Consider the following 14,782-nt stretch of genomic DNA (forward strand, 5'->3'; position numbering starts at 1 on the left):
ATTTTATGAAAAAGTTCTTTATTGCGGTTACAGTACTCGCCCTTATATGTTTGTGGGCTGTGTCACAACAAAACAGCTCAACAATTATTATTTATTCCAGTATGGAACAATTTCGAGGAGAAGCGCTCCAGGAACAACTTAATGAAGAATTTCCGGACCTTCATGTTAAGGTTGTATACGCATCTACAGGTAAAAGTGCAGCAAAACTATCTGTGGAAGGCGAGAAAACGGATGCTGATATCATCGTGGGGTTAGAGACTGGCTACATGACGCGGGTAATCGATATAATGGCACCGATGAGTCATTTAAGTGAAATAAACTATATTGACGAGTTTAATCCAAGCATTTTTGATAACCAAGCAGTTATTTGGGAACGTTATGGAGGAAGCTTAATTATTAATACAGATGTATTGGAAAAATATGATCTTCCACTACCAAAGACCTATCAAGATCTTCTTGATCCGATCTATAAAGATAAGATTGCAATGCCTGACCCTAAATCTAGTGGTACCGGATACTTCTTCTACAAAAGTTTAGTGAACGAGTTTGGAGTAGAGGGAGCGTTAGACTACTTTGATGCACTTCATCCTAACATTAAGCAATTTACGGAGTCTGGTTCTGGCCCAATAAAACTTCTTAATCAAGGAGAAATTGCGATAGCAATGGGGATGACGTTCCAAGCAGTAAATGAAATCAATAAAGGGATGCCGTTTGAATTAGTTTTTCCAGAACTGGGGTCGCCTTACAACACTTCTGCTACTTCTATGTTAAAAGGACGTGAGAATGATCCGGATGTTGTGCGCGTTTATACTTATATCATTAATGAAGCATTTGTAATTGATAAAGACTTGTACTCACCAGAGCAAGTCTATAAAGATCAAGTAAATAAAATTGAGAAGTACCCTGAGCATATTCCATATGCGAATATGGAAGGAATTCATAGCATCGATGAAAAGGACCGGTTATTAGAACAATGGAAATATTAGATAATAAAATTAAACTAAAGGTGACGAATCTACATAAAGAATATGAGGGAAAAGTCGTATTGAACGATATAAACTTCGATGTCTATGAGGGAGAATTTTTGAGTATTCTTGGACCATCTGGGTGTGGAAAAACAACACTAGTTCGTATTTTAATGGGATTGGAACACGCAAATAGTGGTGCTATATTGAATGAAGGTATCGATATCTCGAAACAACACCCATCTGAAAGAAATATGGGAATTGTATTTCAAAACTATGCACTATTCCCAAATATGACGGTTTTAGAAAATGTTGAGTACGCATTGAAATTGAACAAGGAAACCAAAGAAAAGTCTAAAGAAATTGCACTTAAGACACTGGAAATGATAGGTATGCTTGATCAGATTGATAAAAAGCCACGAAAACTGTCAGGAGGGCAACAACAACGGGTTGCGATTGCACGTACCCTTGCGCTTAACCCTTCGATTTTACTTCTCGACGAACCAATATCAGCTCTTGATGTATCAAATCGAGAAATTATGAAAAAAGAATTAAAACAAATTCAAAAGACATTTAATGTAACCATGATTTTTATTACACATGAACAAGAAGAAGCCTTTTTTCTATCAGACCGCGTAATGGTCATGTCTGAAGGGAAAATTGAACAACTTGATTCACCGCAAGCAATCTATAATAACCCAGCAAATCCATACATTAAACGTTTTGTTGTAGATCACTTGGATGCTAAGTTGGAGTCTTTGAAACGAACGACAGGTAAATCAACCTATGAATAAGCGATCGATGAGAACGTCAATAATTGCTATTGGCGTCGTCTTAGTTATTGCCGTCATATTACCAGTACTCAAACTTGTGAGTAGTGTATCGTTAACAGATATTACAGCGGTCGTTGGTAGTGAGCAATTTCCAAAGTACATGATGAATTCTTTGATAACAGCATCAATTGCTACAATTCTATCTGTTTTAATCGCATTATGCTGTGCATGGGCGATTAATCGAACCAATATTAAATATAAGAGTGCATTTGCGGTATTGTTTACGCTACCGATGTTGATTCCATCTATATCACACGGTACTGGACTCGTGTTACTGCTAGGTGATAATGGTATTGTTACTAATTTACTTGGTATTAATATTGGGCTATATGGATATCCGGGAATCATCTTGGGATCCATTCTTTATTCATTTCCTGTTGCATTTTTGATGCTCACAGATATCTACAAATATGAAGACTATACAGTTTATGAAGCGGCGACAGTACTAGGTCTCTCAAAACGACAACAGTTTGTAACAATAACACTACCGAATTTAAAAGTTCCGTTAATTGCAGCTTTCTTCGCAGTCTTCACGATGATTTTTACAGATTATGGTGTTCCACTAGCAGTTGGCGGCAAAACGATGACATTGTCGACGTACATGTATCGTGAAGTAATTGGTCTTTTAAATTTCTCAAAAGGGGCAGTAATTGGTGCATTCTTGCTAATACCTGCTATTATTGCTTTTATTATTGATTTAAAGAGTGAAAAAACGACGAGTGCTTCCACAATAACGAAAGAATATATAGTCGAAAAAAACAAGAAAAGAGATCGCATTGCAATTCTCTTTTGCACGGTCTTGGGGATTGTAATTGTTACACCACTGATAAGCTTCTTAATATTGTCACTGGTAACAAAATATCCTGTTGATTTAACGTTCTCGTTGGTCAATATCGAAAAAGCATTTGATATAGGAGTGGGAATGTATTTGTTAAACTCATTGGCTGTGGCGTTGTTCACAGGACTAATTGGAGTTGTCATAACCTATTTGACGGCATATATTACTGCGCGAAGTGATAAGAAACTAAGCACACTAGCAATTCATTTTATTTCACTAACAACACTCGCTATACCTGGTGTAGTCTTAGGTCTGAGTTATGTTATGCTCTTTAATGGTTCCATTATCTATGGCACGATAGCAATTCTTGTTCTTGTCAATATCATCCATTTCTTTGCATCACCGTACTTAATGGCGTATAATTCACTACAGAAGTTTAATCAAAATTTGGAAGACACTGCTAATACCTTGGGTATATCAAAAATGCGTCTACTGTTTGATGTGTATATCCCAAGTACAAAAGAAACAGTTTTGGAGATGTTTCTCTACTTCTTTATCAATGCTATGATTACGATTTCTGCGGTTTCATTCCTAGCGAATATGCGAAACCAACCTTTATCACTTCTGATACCTCAGCTAGACTCTCAATCAATGATTGAATCAACGGCATTTATTTCCATTTTAATTCTATTTGTAAATGTAATTGCGAAGGTAGTGGTATCGTTAGTGAAGAAACATGAAAAAGAAGCGGAGGTCTAAAAATGATCGATTTGAATCAGTTTGAAATTTTATGTTCAGTTCACGATGGTGCAGTAGCGTATGCGACCGTAAAAGAAAATCCCTATTTTGCGGAGAACGCTTTCAACGAATTACTGTCAATGGGACTTCTTGTGAATGAAGAGATGGTGCAAATAACTCAAAAAGGCATTGAGGCACTTGAGCCATACCGAGTAAAACGTGCGATTTTCTTGGCTGCTGGATTTGGGTCAAGGTTGGTGCCTGTGACGTTGAGTACACCGAAACCGTTAATCCAAGTCAATGGCAATCGTTTAATTGATCGTCTTATTGATGCAGTGGTAGATGCGGGAATTGAAGAAATCGTAATTGTTCGGGGGTATCTAAAAGATTCCTTTGAGGCATTACGTGTTAAGTATCCGCAAGTTCGCTTCATTGATAATGATGGATATAATAAAGCTAATAATATTTCAAGTGCGTATTTGGTTCGTGATATATTGGATAATGCACTTGTACTTGAATCGGATTTACTCTTGTACAATTCTAAAATAATTCGCAAGTACGAGTACAGAAGTATGTATATGGGAATTCCTATGGCGGAAAGCGATGATTGGATCCTTGAAACTGAAGGCGACCTAATTGTTGACATTGGTATCACTGGAACGAATACAAATCAGATGGTAGGAATATCTTACTGGGATCAAGATGATGCCAAAACGTTATCAGAAGATCTCAAACATACCTTCGAATCTGAAAGTGGAAAGCAATTATACTGGGATGAAGTTGCGTTACGTTATAATCGCGAAAAATACAAAATATATTTGCGCAAAGTTACACTCCAAGATGTTGTTGAAATTGATACATTTGCTGAGCTATGCGAAATTGATGAACGATACAAAGGAGCTTGATTTATTCAAGCTCCTTTTTCTTAAAATACCCTCTGAATACTGCGGATTTTGATTGATTTTTGCGAATGTAAAAAAAGTCGAATAAATATTAGAAAATCCCTTGATTCTATATGTATTTAGTGTATAATACTTAAGCGACTGCATAGAAGTGCGAGGTTGCCGGCACACTGAAGAGCGTTGTCATGGTCAGTGAGAAGTCGGGGAATTCGCATGGAGCAGGCCTATTTAATAGGCGGAAGAAGGAGGATTTCCATGGCAAAGAATTTTATTCGTATTCGTCTAAAAGCTTATGAACACCGTACAATTGATAGTGCGGCACAAAAAATTGTTCAAGCAGCAAACGATCACGGTGCAAAGAAAGTAGTTGGACCAGTACCATTACCAACTGAAAAACAAGTCGTAACAGTTTTACGATCGGTACACGTAAACAAGGATTCTCGTGAACAATTTGAATCAAGAACTCATAAGAGATTGATTGAAATTGTTGGACCTACAGCAGAGACAATCGACGCATTAAGTCGTCTTGATCTCCCAAGTGGTGTCGATATCGAGATAAAACTTTAGTAGAAGGGAGAAATCATGAAAGGATTATTAGGACGTAAATTAGGAATGACTCAAGTCTTTACAGCAGATGGAACTCTAATTCCTGTTAGCGTAGTTGAAGTATTACCAAACGTTGTTCTTCAAAAGAAAACAATGGAATCAGATAACTATGAAGCAGTTCAATTAGGTGTTGCCGATGTGAAAGAACAACGTGCAAACAAATCTGAGATTGCTCACGCTGCTAAAGCAAACACAGCTCCAAAGAAATTCGTTCGCGAAATTCGTGGATCAGAAATGATGGAACACGAGGTAGGAGCAGTATTAACAGCAGGAGTATTTGCTGCTGGGGAATTTGTTGATGTCTCAGGAACATCACGTGGAAAAGGTTACAACGGGGCAATCGTCCGTGGAAACCAAAAAACTGGACCTAAAGCTCACGGTTCAGGATACCACCGTGGAATCGGTTCATTAGCATCACAAGGTATTATCCCAACAATCAAAAAAGGTGGAGTAATGCCAGGACAACATGGTGGATTTACTACAACAAACCAACACCTTGAAATTGTCAAAATTGATGAAGAAAACAACTACATCTTAATTAAAGGAAACATTCCTGGACCACGTCGTGGATTTGTTGAAATTAAATCAACAGTAAAACGCGTGAAATCAAAAGATCCAGTTGAACTAGTTGACTACGCTAAGGAGGATTCAAACAATGCCTAAGCTAGATGTTCTAAACTTAGAAGGTAAAACTGTTAGCGCAATTGAATTAAGCGAAGCAGTATTTGGAATTGAACCAAATAACCAAACAATCTTTGAAGCTGTTGTCATGCAACGTGCATCAGTTCGTCAAGGAACTCATTCAACAAAAAACCGTACAGAAGTTCGCGGTGGTGGACGTAAACCATGGCGTCAAAAAGGAACAGGACGTGCTCGTCAAGGGTCAATCCGTTCTCCTCAATGGCGTGGTGGTGGAATTGTATTTGGACCTAAACCAAGAAGTTACAAATACAACCTCAACCGTAAGGTTCGTCGTTTAGCTGTTCGTTCAGCATTATCACAACACGTTATTGATTCAACAATGAAAGTTGTTGCTGACTTAACATTCGAAAACGTGAAAACAAAAGAATTTGCAAAAGTTATGAGCACATTAGAACTTAACCGTAAAACATTATTCATCGTCGCAGACGAAGAAGATGTAATTAACGCTTACTTATCAATGCGTAACTTACCAAACACAATGTTATTAACTGTTCAAGACTTGAACACATATGACATCGTTAACGCTGATACTTTAGTATTCACAGCAAAAGCTGCGGAAGTAGCTGGAGAGGTACTAGCATAATGAAACGTAACCCTAGAGATATTATCTTGCGCCCAATCATCACTGAAAAAACAGTAATGATGCAACAAAATGATAACAAAGTTACATTTGAAGTTGCTAAAGGCTCAAACAAAATTGAAGTTCGTCAAGCAATTGAAGAAATCTTCAATGTAAAAGTTGAATCAGTAAATATGATCAACCAAAAACCTCGCACAAAACGCGTAGGTAAATATGAAGGAACTACAAAATCAGTACGTAAAGCTATTGTTAAACTTGCTGAAGGTTCTAACATCGACGTTCTTTAATAAGAAGAACAATAACACTTATCGGAAGAATAACGCTATTTCCGGACAATTTGCGTAGGAGGAATTATTAAAATGGCAATCAAAAAATATAAGCCAACTACTCCTGGACGTCGTGGGATGACTACTTTAGCTAATGAAACATTAACTAAAGGAAACAACCCTGAGCGTTCATTAGTAGCTCCATTAATCAAGACTGGTGGTCGTAACAACTTAGGTCGTATCACAACTCGTCATATTGGTGGAGGACACAAACGTCAGTACCGTATTATCGATTTCAAACGTAACAAAGATGCAATTCCTGCAACTGTTGCAACAATCGAATACGATCCAAACCGTTCAGCAAACATTGCTTTATTAAATTATGCTGATGGTGAAAAACGTTATATCTTAGCTCCTAAAGGGCTAAAAGTTGGTGACAAAGTTGTTAGTGGATCAGAAGCTGACATCATTGTTGGTAACGCTAAAGAACTTGGACAAATGCCAGAAGGTACTACAGTTCACAATATCGAATTAAAACCAGGACGTGGAGCACAATTAGTGCGTTCAGCTGGAACATCAGCACAAGTTCTTGGTGTTGAAGACAAATATGTTACAGTTCAACTTGCTTCAGGTGAAGTACGTAAGATTTTATCAACATGCCGTGCAACAATCGGTGAAGTTGGTAACTCAGAGCACTCACTTGTAAACATTGGTAAAGCTGGACGTAGCCGTCACATGGGTATTCGCCCAACAGTTCGTGGTTCTGTAATGAACCCAGTTGATCACCCTCACGGTGGTGGTGAAGGACGTACACCAATTGGACGTAAATCACCAATGACTCCATGGGGTAAAAAAGCTATGGGTGTTAAAACTCGTCGCACTAAGAAATCTTCGACAAAACTAATCGTTCGTCGTCGTAATGAGAAATAAACGAAAGGAAGGAAAGAGAAATGAGTCGTAGTTTAAAAAAAGGTCCATTTTGTGATTTACACTTGATGAATAAAGTAGAAAAACTAAATGAATCAGGTAAAAAAGAAGTTATCAAAACATGGTCACGTCGTTCAACTATTTTCCCTCAATTCGTAGAACATACGTTTGCGGTGCACAATGGTAAAGAACACGTTCCAGTGTTTGTATCAGAAGACATGGTAGGACACAAATTAGGTGAATTTGTTCCAACACGTCGTTATACAGGTCACGCAGCAGATAAAAAGGCGGGTCGTAAATAATGGAAGTTAAAGCAGTAGCAAAAACAGTACGTGTTACATCACGTAAAGCGCGTTTAGTATTAGACGAAATTCGCGGCCTTGATGTTGATCATGCAGCAGCAATTCTAAAATACTCACCAAATAACGCATCAAAAATCATTGAGAAAGTTTTAAAGTCAGCAGTTGCTAACGCTACAAACAATCATCAATTAGAAGAAGAAAAATTATTCATCTCAGCATGCTATGCTGACGAAGGAATGACAATGAAACGTTTCAGACCTCGTGCCAAGGGGAATGCAGCGCCAATTATGAAGCGTACAAGCCACATTACTATCGTGGTTTCGGAACGCGTGTAAGGGAGGAAACACAATGGGACAAAAAGTAAATCCGATCGGTATGCGCGTTGGTGTTATTCGTGATTGGGAATCACGTTGGTATGCAGAAAATAATTTCGCAGACCTTCTCCACGAAGACACACTTATCCGTGAATACATCTTTAAAAATCTTAAAGATGCATACGTTTCACGCGTAGAAATCGAACGTTCAAAAAACCGCGTTGATGTTATCATCCGTACAGCCCGCCCAGGTGTTGTAATCGGTGTTAACGGAGCAAACATTGAAAAAACAAAAGCTGCAATCGCTAAGATTTCAGAAGGAAACACAGTAAATGTTAAAGTATTAGAAGTTGGAAACCCTGATTTAGATGCACATCTTGTTGCTCGTAACATTGCTGAGCAATTAGAACAACGTGCTTCATTCAGAACTGCACAAAAACGTACAATCCAACGTACAATGCGTTCAGGAGCAAAAGGAATTAAAACTGCTGTTTCCGGACGTTTAGGTGGAGCTGATATGGCTCGTACTGAGGGATACTCAGAAGGAATCGTACCACTTCATACATTACGTGCTGATATCGACTATGCTCACTATGAAGCAAATACACAATTCGGTATCTTAGGTGTTAAAGTTTGGATCTGCCGTGGTGAAGTATTGCCAGGACAATTAGTACAAGAACCAGAAGCACCAAAAGGTGGAAAATTTGATCGACCACGTCGTCGTCGCAATGACCGTAACGACCGTCGTCCAAATAACCGTCCACAACGCAACGATGCTCAAGCAGCATCAAAAGACGAGCAAGGAGGTAATTAGTTATGTTGATGCCTAAACGTACTAAATATAGAAAACCACACCGTCTTTCATACGAAGGACGTTCAAAAGCAGGACGTACAGTTGCTTTTGGAGAATATGGTTTAGTTGCTGAATCAGGAAACTACGTAAGCAACAGACAAATCGAAGCTGCTCGTATTGCAATGACACGTTATATGAAACGTGGCGGAAAAGTTTGGATCAAAATTTTCCCTCACTTAGCAATTACAAGAAAACCACTTGAAGTCCGAATGGGTTCCGGTAAAGGGGCACCTGAAGGATGGGTAGCAGTAGTTAAACCAGGTCGAGTAATGTTCGAAGTTGCTGGTGTACCAGAAGAAGTTGCGCGTGAAGCGTTCCGTCTTGCATCACACAAGTTAGCAGTTAAAACTCGATTCGTCCGTAAGGGAGAGGAGGAACAAGTATGACATCATTGAAAGAAATCCGTGAAGCTAATAATACAGATTTATTAGTTCAAATCGATACATTAAAAGAAGAATTATTTGACTTACGTTTCCAACAAGCTATTGGTCAACTTGAGAACCCTGCTCGTTTACGTGAAATCCGTAAAACGATTGCACGCATCAAAACAGTAATCACTGAGCGTCAGCTTAGTGACAATAAGTAGGAGGTCACAAAGCGATGGAAAGAAATAAACGTAAAGTTTACCGTGGTACTGTTGTATCTGATGCAATGGACAAAACGGTAGTCGTTGAAGTTAAAACATCAAAACGTCATCCACTCTATGGAAAACGTGTAAACTATTCAAAAAAATTCAAAGCTCATGACGAGAAAAATGAAATTAAGGTCGGAGATATCGTAGAAATTATGGAAACACGTCCATTATCAGCTACAAAACATTTCCGCGTAATTCGTTTACTCGAAAAAGCTGTTGTATTGTAGGAGGTTGTCAAGATGATACAAAATGAATCAAGATGTAAAGTTGCAGACAACACTGGTGCAAAAGAAATCTTAGTTATCCGTTCACTAGGTGGAAGCTTCCGCCGTACATCAAACATCGGTGATATCGTTGTTGGTACAGTTAAAGAAGCAATCCCAGGTGGAAGTGTTAAAAAAGGTGACGTTGTTAAAGCAGTTGTCGTGCGCACAAAATACGGTGTTCGTCGTGGAAATGGTTCATACATTAAATTTGATGACAACGCAGTTGTTATCTTAAAAGATGATATGACACCAAAAGGAACACGTATCTTTGGACCAGTAGCTCGTGAGCTTCGTGAAAAAAACTTCATGAAGATCGTCTCATTAGCTCCTGAAGTGTTATAAGGAGGCTTTTATGAAAATCAAACGTGGCGATAAAGTTCAAGTTATCACTGGATCATATAAAGGAACCATCGGCGATGTCATTGAAGCAAGTCCTAAAACTGACAAAGTCAAAATCGAAGGTGTTAACTTAGTTAAGAAACATATGAAACCAACTCAAATGAATCCAGATGGTGGAATCATTGAACAAGAAGCATGGATTCATGTTTCAAACGTAATGCTATACGATGCTAAAGCAAAAGCAGCTAGCCGTGTAGGATTCAAAGAAGAAAAAGGTAAGAAAGTACGCGTCTACAAAAAATCAGGCAGCGTAGTTAAATAAGGAGGTATAGCTAGATGAAATTAAAAGAACAATACAAAACAGAAGTAGTTGGAACTTTAGTTAAACAATTTAACTATACTTCAGTAATGCAAGTTCCAAAACTTGAAAAAATCGTTGTCAACATGGGTGTCGGAGAAGCTATCAACAATGCGAAAGCAATCGACGATGCAGTTGCTGACTTGGAAATGATTACAGGACAAAAACCTGTAGTTACAAAAGCTAAAAAATCAATCGCTAACTTTAAGTTACGTGAAGGAATGCCAATCGGTGTTAAAGTTACTTTACGTGGCGAAAAAATGCATGATTTCTTAGAAAAATTAATCAAAGTTGCACTTCCTCGTGTACGTGACTTCCGTGGAATTAACGGTGGATCATTCGATGGACGTGGAAACTACACAATGGGTGTTAAAGAACAATTAATCTTCCCAGAAATTGATTATGATAAAATTAATAAAGTTCGTGGTATGGATATCACTATTGTCACCACAGCTCAAACAGATGAAGAAGGATACGCTCTATTAAAAGAGTTAGGAATGCCTTTTAAGAAGGAGGGTAACTAATGGCTAAAAAATCAAAGATTGCTCGTGAAATGCAACGTCAAGAAGTTGTTGCTCGCTATGCCGAAAAACGTGCAGCATTAAAAGCTGAAGGTGATTACATCGGGTTACAAAAATTACCACGTGATGCTTCACCAGTTCGTTTACATAATCGCGATAAAGTCGATGGCCGTCCTCGTGGATATTTACGTAAATATGGTATGTCACGTATTCGTTTCCGTGAATTAGCTCATAAAGGGCAAATTCCGGGCGTACGTAAGGCTAGCTGGTAGCAAGGAGGAACTTTTCATGTATGTAACAGATCCAATTGCGGATTTATTAACACGTATTCGTAACGCTGTTCAAGCGAAACACGATATTGTTGAAATTCCTGCAAGTAAAGAAAAAGTAGAAATCGTAAGAATTTTAAAAGAAGAAGGTTTTATTCGTGACTTCCTCATCAATGGTGAGGGATACAAACAATCAATCACAGTTGTACTAAAATATGGTGCAAATGGAGAACGAGTAATCAGCGGATTAAAACGTATCTCAAAACCTGGAAAACGCGTTTATGCAAAAGTGAATGAAGTGCCACGTGTTCTTAATGGACTCGGAATCGCAATCATCACAACATCAGACGGATTGCTAACAGATAAACAAGCTCGCCAAAAACATGTTGGTGGAGAAGTGTTAGCTTACGTTTGGTAAGAGAGGAGACACACTATGTCACGTATCGGAAATAAAACGATTACCATTCCGGCTGGCGTTGAAGTCGAAGTAAAGGCTGGTAATGAGGTGACAGTTAAAGGTCCTAAAGGAACTTTAACACGTCAGTTCAATGAACTTTACACAATCGAAATCGCTGAAGGCGAAATCAACGTTATTCGTCCGAATGATACAAAATTAGTAAAACAGATTCACGGAACTACACGTTCATTGTTAAACAACATGATCGAAGGTGTTCACGAAGGCTTTAAAAAAGAACTTGACCTTGTTGGTATCGGGTATCGTGCATCTAAGTCAGGGAATACATTAGTCTTGAATGTTGGATACTCACATCCAATCGAGTTCGATGTAACAGAAGGACTAGAAGTTGAAGTACCATCAGCAACATCAATCGTTGTTAGTGGAATTGACAAACAAATGGTAGGAGAATTCGCAGCAAACGTTCGCGCAACTCGTAAACCAGAACCTTACCTCGGTAAAGGTATTAAATACAAAAATGAAGTTATCCGTCGTAAAGAGGGTAAAACTGCAGCTAAGAAATAGTGGGAAAGGAGAAATTGAATTATGGCAAAAAAATTATCTAGAAATCAGGAACGTGTTCGTCGTCATGCACGCGTTCGTCGTAAAGTCAGTGGAACGCAAGAACGCCCACGTCTTAGCGTGTATCGTTCAAATACACACATTGCGGTACAAATTATTGACGATGTAGCTAAGACAACTCTTGTTGCTACAGGATCAGTAGCTCTTAAACTTGAAAACGGTGGAAACATCGAAGCAGCTAAAAAAGTCGGTGCAGAAGTTGCAAAACTCGCTAAAGACAAAGGCATTACTACTGTAGTATTTGACCGTGGTGGATACATCTATCATGGACGTGTTCAGGCAGTTGCAGAAGCAGCTCGTGAAGCCGGACTAGAATTTTAATAAGGAGGCGCATGATGAATCGTAAACCTAGAAGAGAAGCACGCGAACAAGAATTCGAAGAACGTGTTGTTGTCATCAATCGTGTTACTAAGGTTGTTAAAGGTGGTCGTCGTTTCCGCTTTGCAGCTCTAGTCGTAGTTGGTGATAAAAAAGGCCGCGTAGGATTTGGAACAGGTAAAGCAAACGAAGTTCCAGATGCAATCCGTAAGGGTGTTGAAGCAGCTAAGAAAAACTTAATCAATGTTAAACTTGTAAACGGAAGTTTACCACATACAAACACAGGTAAATTCGGAGCAGGAGAAGTCTTTGTACGTCCAGCTATCGAAGGTACTGGTGTTATCGCTGGTGGAGCAATCCGTGACGTTATGGAGTTAGCAGGAGTTACTGACGTTCTTACAAAATGTATCGGGTCACGCACACCAATCAACATGGTTCGTGCAACATTTGATGCTTTAGAATCAATGACAACTGTAGACGAAGTAGCGAAATTACGCGAAATTAAAGTCCAAGACGTACGATAGGAAGGGGACCTTTATGAAACTACATGAATTAAAATACAATGAAGGTGCACGCCAAGATCGTAAACGTATCGGTCGTGGACACGGATCAGGAAATGGAAAAACAGCGGGTAAAGGACACAAAGGACAAAACGCACGTAGTGGCGGTGGAGTTGCTTTAGGGTTCGAAGGTGGACAAACACCATTATTCAAACGTATTCCAAAACGTGGATTTAAAAACGTTAACCGTGTAGAGCACGCAATTGTTAACGTATCATCATTAAACGTATTTGAAGATGGTACAGAAGTTACAATTGAAATGTTATTAGAAAAACGTATTATCAACAAAACACTTGACGGCGTAAAAATCTTAGGCCAAGGTGAATTAGAGAAAAAATTAGTTGTTAAAGCTAATGTATTCTCAAAATCAGCAGTTGAAATTATCGAAAAAATGGGTGGAAAAGCAGAGGTGATCTAATGAGATTTATCACTGATTTATTCAAAAACAAAGAAATCAGAATAAGAATCATTTTCACACTTGCGATGCTATTACTTTATCGTTTAGGAACAGTTGTACCTGTTCCTAACGTTGATAGCGTTAAGCTTTCAGGGATGGTATCTGCATTAGAGTCTAACAACTTAGTTGGAATGATGAATATTCTTGGTGGTGGACTGCTTCAGTCGTTATCAATTTTCTCGCTTGGAGTGGGACCATACATCACAGCATCAATTATCGTTCAATTATTAGCAATGGACGTTATACCTTACCTCACTGAATTAACAAAATCCGGTCAAAGTGGAAAACAACAACTTGATCGTATTACGCGTTATTTAGGTGTGGTATTGGCATATGTGCAAGCAATTGGTATTTTATACGTATTTAATTCTCAATATGGAATCTTATTGAGTACAACTCCTGCTGACTATTTCTTCATGGGAACAGTCATGACAGCGGGAACTATGTTCTTACTTTGGATAGCTGATCAAATCACTACCAAAGGTGTTGGTAATGGTACTTCATTAATTATCTTTGCTGGTATTGTATCTGCAATGCCAAATTCATTTGTCAGTGCGTTTAACGCAATGGTTACAAATGGCGGAAGCTTAGGATGGTTATGGTTTACACTTTACGTTATATCATTTATTGCAATTATCATCTTGGTAACTTTTATGAGCGGTGCCGTTCGTAAAATATCGATCCAATACACTTCGAGTGCTGGCGGAACGATGCGTGGAAAAGGAATGAATCACTTACCATTAATGATTAACTCAGCGAGTGTTATCCCGGTTATCTTTGCAGGAGCAATCATGCAAGCACCGATTATCGCATTAAGTTGGGTAAATCAAGGAAGTGTATATCAATTCTTGTCAACATACTTTGTAACATCACACCCAGTGGGTCTTGCAATCTATGCTGTACTTACAATCGCATTCACATTCTTCTACACTCACTTGCAAGTTGATCCTGAGAAAATTTCAGAAGACTTTGCGAAAAATAATTCTTACATTCCAGGGGTTCGCCCAGGGAAAGATACTAAGAATTACATTAGTACAATATTAAATCGAATTACTGTGCTAGGTGCATTATTCTTAACATTTATCGCTGTATTACCACATATCTTACCAATGATTACTGATGGCAGAATTCCTGCATCAACAGCTATTGGTGGAACTGGTATCATCATCGTTGTTGGGGTAGCACTTGAAACTGTTAAAGAATTAAAAGGACGTTTAACTGAACGTTCATATAAAGGTTTATTCAGCCGATAGGAGGA

At 38.5% G+C, this 14,782-nt stretch carries 25 protein-coding genes; all 25 read left to right on the forward strand.

What is annotated here, in order from left to right; all coding sequences use genetic code 11:
- Positions 1-5 precede the first annotated feature (5 nt).
- The 25 genes from G7061_RS03555 to secY all read left to right on the forward strand — a co-directional run bounded on the left by G7061_RS03555 (position 6) and on the right by secY (position 14,777).
- Complete coding sequence (locus tag G7061_RS03555; RefSeq protein ID WP_159641136.1) at positions 6-986, forward strand: extracellular solute-binding protein; 981 nt, start codon at positions 6-8, stop codon at positions 984-986.
- A gap of 59 nt (positions 987-1,045) precedes the next feature.
- Positions 1,046-1,759: an ABC transporter ATP-binding protein gene (locus G7061_RS03560; RefSeq protein ID WP_236262321.1), complete on the forward strand. Its 714-nt coding sequence runs from the start codon at positions 1,046-1,048 to the stop codon at positions 1,757-1,759.
- A 7-nt stretch (positions 1,760-1,766) separates the two neighbouring features.
- Positions 1,767-3,335 carry an ABC transporter permease subunit gene (locus G7061_RS03565; RefSeq protein ID WP_370456900.1) on the forward strand — a complete coding sequence of 523 codons (1,569 nt, stop codon included), beginning with the start codon at positions 1,767-1,769 and terminating at the stop codon, positions 3,333-3,335.
- Between the two features lie 2 nt (positions 3,336-3,337).
- Positions 3,338-4,219, forward strand: coding sequence for a sugar phosphate nucleotidyltransferase (locus G7061_RS03570; RefSeq protein ID WP_166118986.1), 882 nt, complete (start codon positions 3,338-3,340; stop codon positions 4,217-4,219).
- A gap of 252 nt (positions 4,220-4,471) precedes the next feature.
- Entirely contained in the window at positions 4,472-4,783 is a 312-nt protein-coding gene (gene rpsJ, locus G7061_RS03575) for a 30S ribosomal protein S10 (RefSeq protein WP_159635332.1), read from the forward strand.
- Between the two features lie 15 nt (positions 4,784-4,798).
- Complete coding sequence (rplC, locus tag G7061_RS03580; RefSeq protein ID WP_159635329.1) at positions 4,799-5,485, forward strand: 50S ribosomal protein L3; 687 nt, start codon at positions 4,799-4,801, stop codon at positions 5,483-5,485.
- On the forward strand, positions 5,478-6,107 hold the full coding sequence (gene rplD, locus G7061_RS03585; protein WP_159635326.1) for a 50S ribosomal protein L4: 630 nt from the start codon (positions 5,478-5,480) through the stop codon (positions 6,105-6,107). Before rplC ends, rplD begins: the two co-directional genes overlap by 8 nt.
- Entirely contained in the window at positions 6,107-6,391 is a 285-nt protein-coding gene (gene rplW, locus G7061_RS03590; protein ID WP_159635323.1) for a 50S ribosomal protein L23, read from the forward strand. The genes rplD and rplW overlap by 1 nt, the downstream gene beginning before the upstream one ends.
- 72 nt (positions 6,392-6,463) lie before the next feature.
- Positions 6,464-7,300, forward strand: a complete 837-nt coding sequence (gene rplB, locus G7061_RS03595) for a 50S ribosomal protein L2 (protein WP_159635320.1) — start codon at positions 6,464-6,466, stop codon at positions 7,298-7,300.
- A 20-nt stretch (positions 7,301-7,320) separates the two neighbouring features.
- Positions 7,321-7,599, forward strand: coding sequence for a 30S ribosomal protein S19 (gene rpsS / locus G7061_RS03600; RefSeq protein WP_159635317.1), 279 nt, complete (start codon positions 7,321-7,323; stop codon positions 7,597-7,599).
- Entirely contained in the window at positions 7,599-7,934 is a 336-nt protein-coding gene (rplV, locus tag G7061_RS03605; RefSeq protein ID WP_159635314.1) for a 50S ribosomal protein L22, read from the forward strand. Before rpsS ends, rplV begins: the two co-directional genes overlap by 1 nt.
- A gap of 13 nt (positions 7,935-7,947) precedes the next feature.
- Positions 7,948-8,727, forward strand: a complete 780-nt coding sequence (gene rpsC / locus G7061_RS03610; RefSeq protein ID WP_159635311.1) for a 30S ribosomal protein S3 — start codon at positions 7,948-7,950, stop codon at positions 8,725-8,727.
- Positions 8,728-8,729: 2 nt separating this feature from the next.
- Entirely contained in the window at positions 8,730-9,152 is a 423-nt protein-coding gene (rplP, locus tag G7061_RS03615) for a 50S ribosomal protein L16 (RefSeq protein WP_159635308.1), read from the forward strand.
- On the forward strand, positions 9,149-9,352 hold the full coding sequence (rpmC, locus tag G7061_RS03620; protein WP_159635305.1) for a 50S ribosomal protein L29: 204 nt from the start codon (positions 9,149-9,151) through the stop codon (positions 9,350-9,352). The genes rplP and rpmC overlap by 4 nt, the downstream gene beginning before the upstream one ends.
- 14 nt (positions 9,353-9,366) lie before the next feature.
- Positions 9,367-9,627 (forward strand): 30S ribosomal protein S17, encoded by a 261-nt coding sequence (rpsQ, locus tag G7061_RS03625; RefSeq protein ID WP_159635302.1) that lies wholly within the window; start codon positions 9,367-9,369, stop codon positions 9,625-9,627.
- 12 nt (positions 9,628-9,639) lie between these two features.
- Complete coding sequence (gene rplN, locus G7061_RS03630; protein ID WP_159635299.1) at positions 9,640-10,008, forward strand: 50S ribosomal protein L14; 369 nt, start codon at positions 9,640-9,642, stop codon at positions 10,006-10,008.
- A gap of 10 nt (positions 10,009-10,018) precedes the next feature.
- A complete protein-coding gene (gene rplX, locus G7061_RS03635) occupies positions 10,019-10,327 on the forward strand; it encodes a 50S ribosomal protein L24 (RefSeq protein WP_159635296.1) in 309 nt (102 codons plus the stop codon).
- A gap of 14 nt (positions 10,328-10,341) precedes the next feature.
- A complete protein-coding gene (gene rplE / locus G7061_RS03640) occupies positions 10,342-10,887 on the forward strand; it encodes a 50S ribosomal protein L5 (RefSeq protein WP_159641124.1) in 546 nt (181 codons plus the stop codon).
- Entirely contained in the window at positions 10,887-11,156 is a 270-nt protein-coding gene (rpsN, locus tag G7061_RS03645; protein ID WP_159635290.1) for a 30S ribosomal protein S14, read from the forward strand. The genes rplE and rpsN overlap by 1 nt, the downstream gene beginning before the upstream one ends.
- A gap of 16 nt (positions 11,157-11,172) precedes the next feature.
- Positions 11,173-11,571: a 30S ribosomal protein S8 gene (gene rpsH / locus G7061_RS03650; protein ID WP_159635287.1), complete on the forward strand. Its 399-nt coding sequence runs from the start codon at positions 11,173-11,175 to the stop codon at positions 11,569-11,571.
- A 15-nt stretch (positions 11,572-11,586) separates the two neighbouring features.
- Positions 11,587-12,132: a 50S ribosomal protein L6 gene (gene rplF, locus G7061_RS03655; RefSeq protein WP_159635284.1), complete on the forward strand. Its 546-nt coding sequence runs from the start codon at positions 11,587-11,589 to the stop codon at positions 12,130-12,132.
- A gap of 21 nt (positions 12,133-12,153) precedes the next feature.
- Positions 12,154-12,510, forward strand: coding sequence for a 50S ribosomal protein L18 (gene rplR, locus G7061_RS03660; protein ID WP_159635281.1), 357 nt, complete (start codon positions 12,154-12,156; stop codon positions 12,508-12,510).
- A 14-nt stretch (positions 12,511-12,524) separates the two neighbouring features.
- Positions 12,525-13,031, forward strand: a complete 507-nt coding sequence (rpsE, locus tag G7061_RS03665; protein WP_159635278.1) for a 30S ribosomal protein S5 — start codon at positions 12,525-12,527, stop codon at positions 13,029-13,031.
- Between the two features lie 13 nt (positions 13,032-13,044).
- Complete coding sequence (rplO, locus tag G7061_RS03670; RefSeq protein WP_159635275.1) at positions 13,045-13,485, forward strand: 50S ribosomal protein L15; 441 nt, start codon at positions 13,045-13,047, stop codon at positions 13,483-13,485.
- The gene (secY, locus tag G7061_RS03675) at positions 13,485-14,777 is read left to right on the forward strand and encodes a preprotein translocase subunit SecY (protein WP_159635272.1); all 1,293 of its coding nucleotides are present in this window, start codon (positions 13,485-13,487) and stop codon (positions 14,775-14,777) included. Before rplO ends, secY begins: the two co-directional genes overlap by 1 nt.
- The last annotated feature ends 5 nt before the right edge of the window (positions 14,778-14,782 follow it).

Source organism: Erysipelothrix sp. HDW6B (assembly GCF_011301115.1).
In the GTDB taxonomy this organism is placed as follows: domain Bacteria; phylum Bacillota_I; class Bacilli_A; order Erysipelotrichales; family Erysipelotrichaceae; genus Erysipelothrix; species Erysipelothrix anatis.

What these genes read in the sequence shown, in the direction of transcription:
- G7061_RS03555 (WP_159641136.1), top strand. Translation starts at nt 6, where the DNA reads ATGAAAAAGTTCTTTATTGCGGTTACAGTACTCGCCCTTATATGTTTG.
- G7061_RS03565 (WP_370456900.1), top strand. Translation starts at nt 1,767, where the DNA reads ATGAGAACGTCAATAATTGCTATTGGCGTCGTCTTAGTTATTGCCGTC.
- G7061_RS03570 (WP_166118986.1), top strand. Translation starts at nt 3,338, where the DNA reads ATGATCGATTTGAATCAGTTTGAAATTTTATGTTCAGTTCACGATGGT.
- rpsJ (WP_159635332.1), top strand. Translation starts at nt 4,472, where the DNA reads ATGGCAAAGAATTTTATTCGTATTCGTCTAAAAGCTTATGAACACCGT.
- rplC (WP_159635329.1), top strand. Translation starts at nt 4,799, where the DNA reads ATGAAAGGATTATTAGGACGTAAATTAGGAATGACTCAAGTCTTTACA.
- rplD (WP_159635326.1), top strand. Translation starts at nt 5,478, where the DNA reads ATGCCTAAGCTAGATGTTCTAAACTTAGAAGGTAAAACTGTTAGCGCA.
- rplW (WP_159635323.1), top strand. Translation starts at nt 6,107, where the DNA reads ATGAAACGTAACCCTAGAGATATTATCTTGCGCCCAATCATCACTGAA.
- rplB (WP_159635320.1), top strand. Translation starts at nt 6,464, where the DNA reads ATGGCAATCAAAAAATATAAGCCAACTACTCCTGGACGTCGTGGGATG.
- rpsS (WP_159635317.1), top strand. Translation starts at nt 7,321, where the DNA reads ATGAGTCGTAGTTTAAAAAAAGGTCCATTTTGTGATTTACACTTGATG.
- rplV (WP_159635314.1), top strand. Translation starts at nt 7,599, where the DNA reads ATGGAAGTTAAAGCAGTAGCAAAAACAGTACGTGTTACATCACGTAAA.
- rpsC (WP_159635311.1), top strand. Translation starts at nt 7,948, where the DNA reads ATGGGACAAAAAGTAAATCCGATCGGTATGCGCGTTGGTGTTATTCGT.
- rplP (WP_159635308.1), top strand. Translation starts at nt 8,730, where the DNA reads ATGTTGATGCCTAAACGTACTAAATATAGAAAACCACACCGTCTTTCA.
- rpmC (WP_159635305.1), top strand. Translation starts at nt 9,149, where the DNA reads ATGACATCATTGAAAGAAATCCGTGAAGCTAATAATACAGATTTATTA.
- rpsQ (WP_159635302.1), top strand. Translation starts at nt 9,367, where the DNA reads ATGGAAAGAAATAAACGTAAAGTTTACCGTGGTACTGTTGTATCTGAT.
- rplN (WP_159635299.1), top strand. Translation starts at nt 9,640, where the DNA reads ATGATACAAAATGAATCAAGATGTAAAGTTGCAGACAACACTGGTGCA.
- rplX (WP_159635296.1), top strand. Translation starts at nt 10,019, where the DNA reads ATGAAAATCAAACGTGGCGATAAAGTTCAAGTTATCACTGGATCATAT.
- rplE (WP_159641124.1), top strand. Translation starts at nt 10,342, where the DNA reads ATGAAATTAAAAGAACAATACAAAACAGAAGTAGTTGGAACTTTAGTT.
- rpsN (WP_159635290.1), top strand. Translation starts at nt 10,887, where the DNA reads ATGGCTAAAAAATCAAAGATTGCTCGTGAAATGCAACGTCAAGAAGTT.
- rpsH (WP_159635287.1), top strand. Translation starts at nt 11,173, where the DNA reads ATGTATGTAACAGATCCAATTGCGGATTTATTAACACGTATTCGTAAC.
- rplF (WP_159635284.1), top strand. Translation starts at nt 11,587, where the DNA reads ATGTCACGTATCGGAAATAAAACGATTACCATTCCGGCTGGCGTTGAA.
- rplR (WP_159635281.1), top strand. Translation starts at nt 12,154, where the DNA reads ATGGCAAAAAAATTATCTAGAAATCAGGAACGTGTTCGTCGTCATGCA.
- rpsE (WP_159635278.1), top strand. Translation starts at nt 12,525, where the DNA reads ATGAATCGTAAACCTAGAAGAGAAGCACGCGAACAAGAATTCGAAGAA.
- rplO (WP_159635275.1), top strand. Translation starts at nt 13,045, where the DNA reads ATGAAACTACATGAATTAAAATACAATGAAGGTGCACGCCAAGATCGT.
- secY (WP_159635272.1), top strand. Translation starts at nt 13,485, where the DNA reads ATGAGATTTATCACTGATTTATTCAAAAACAAAGAAATCAGAATAAGA.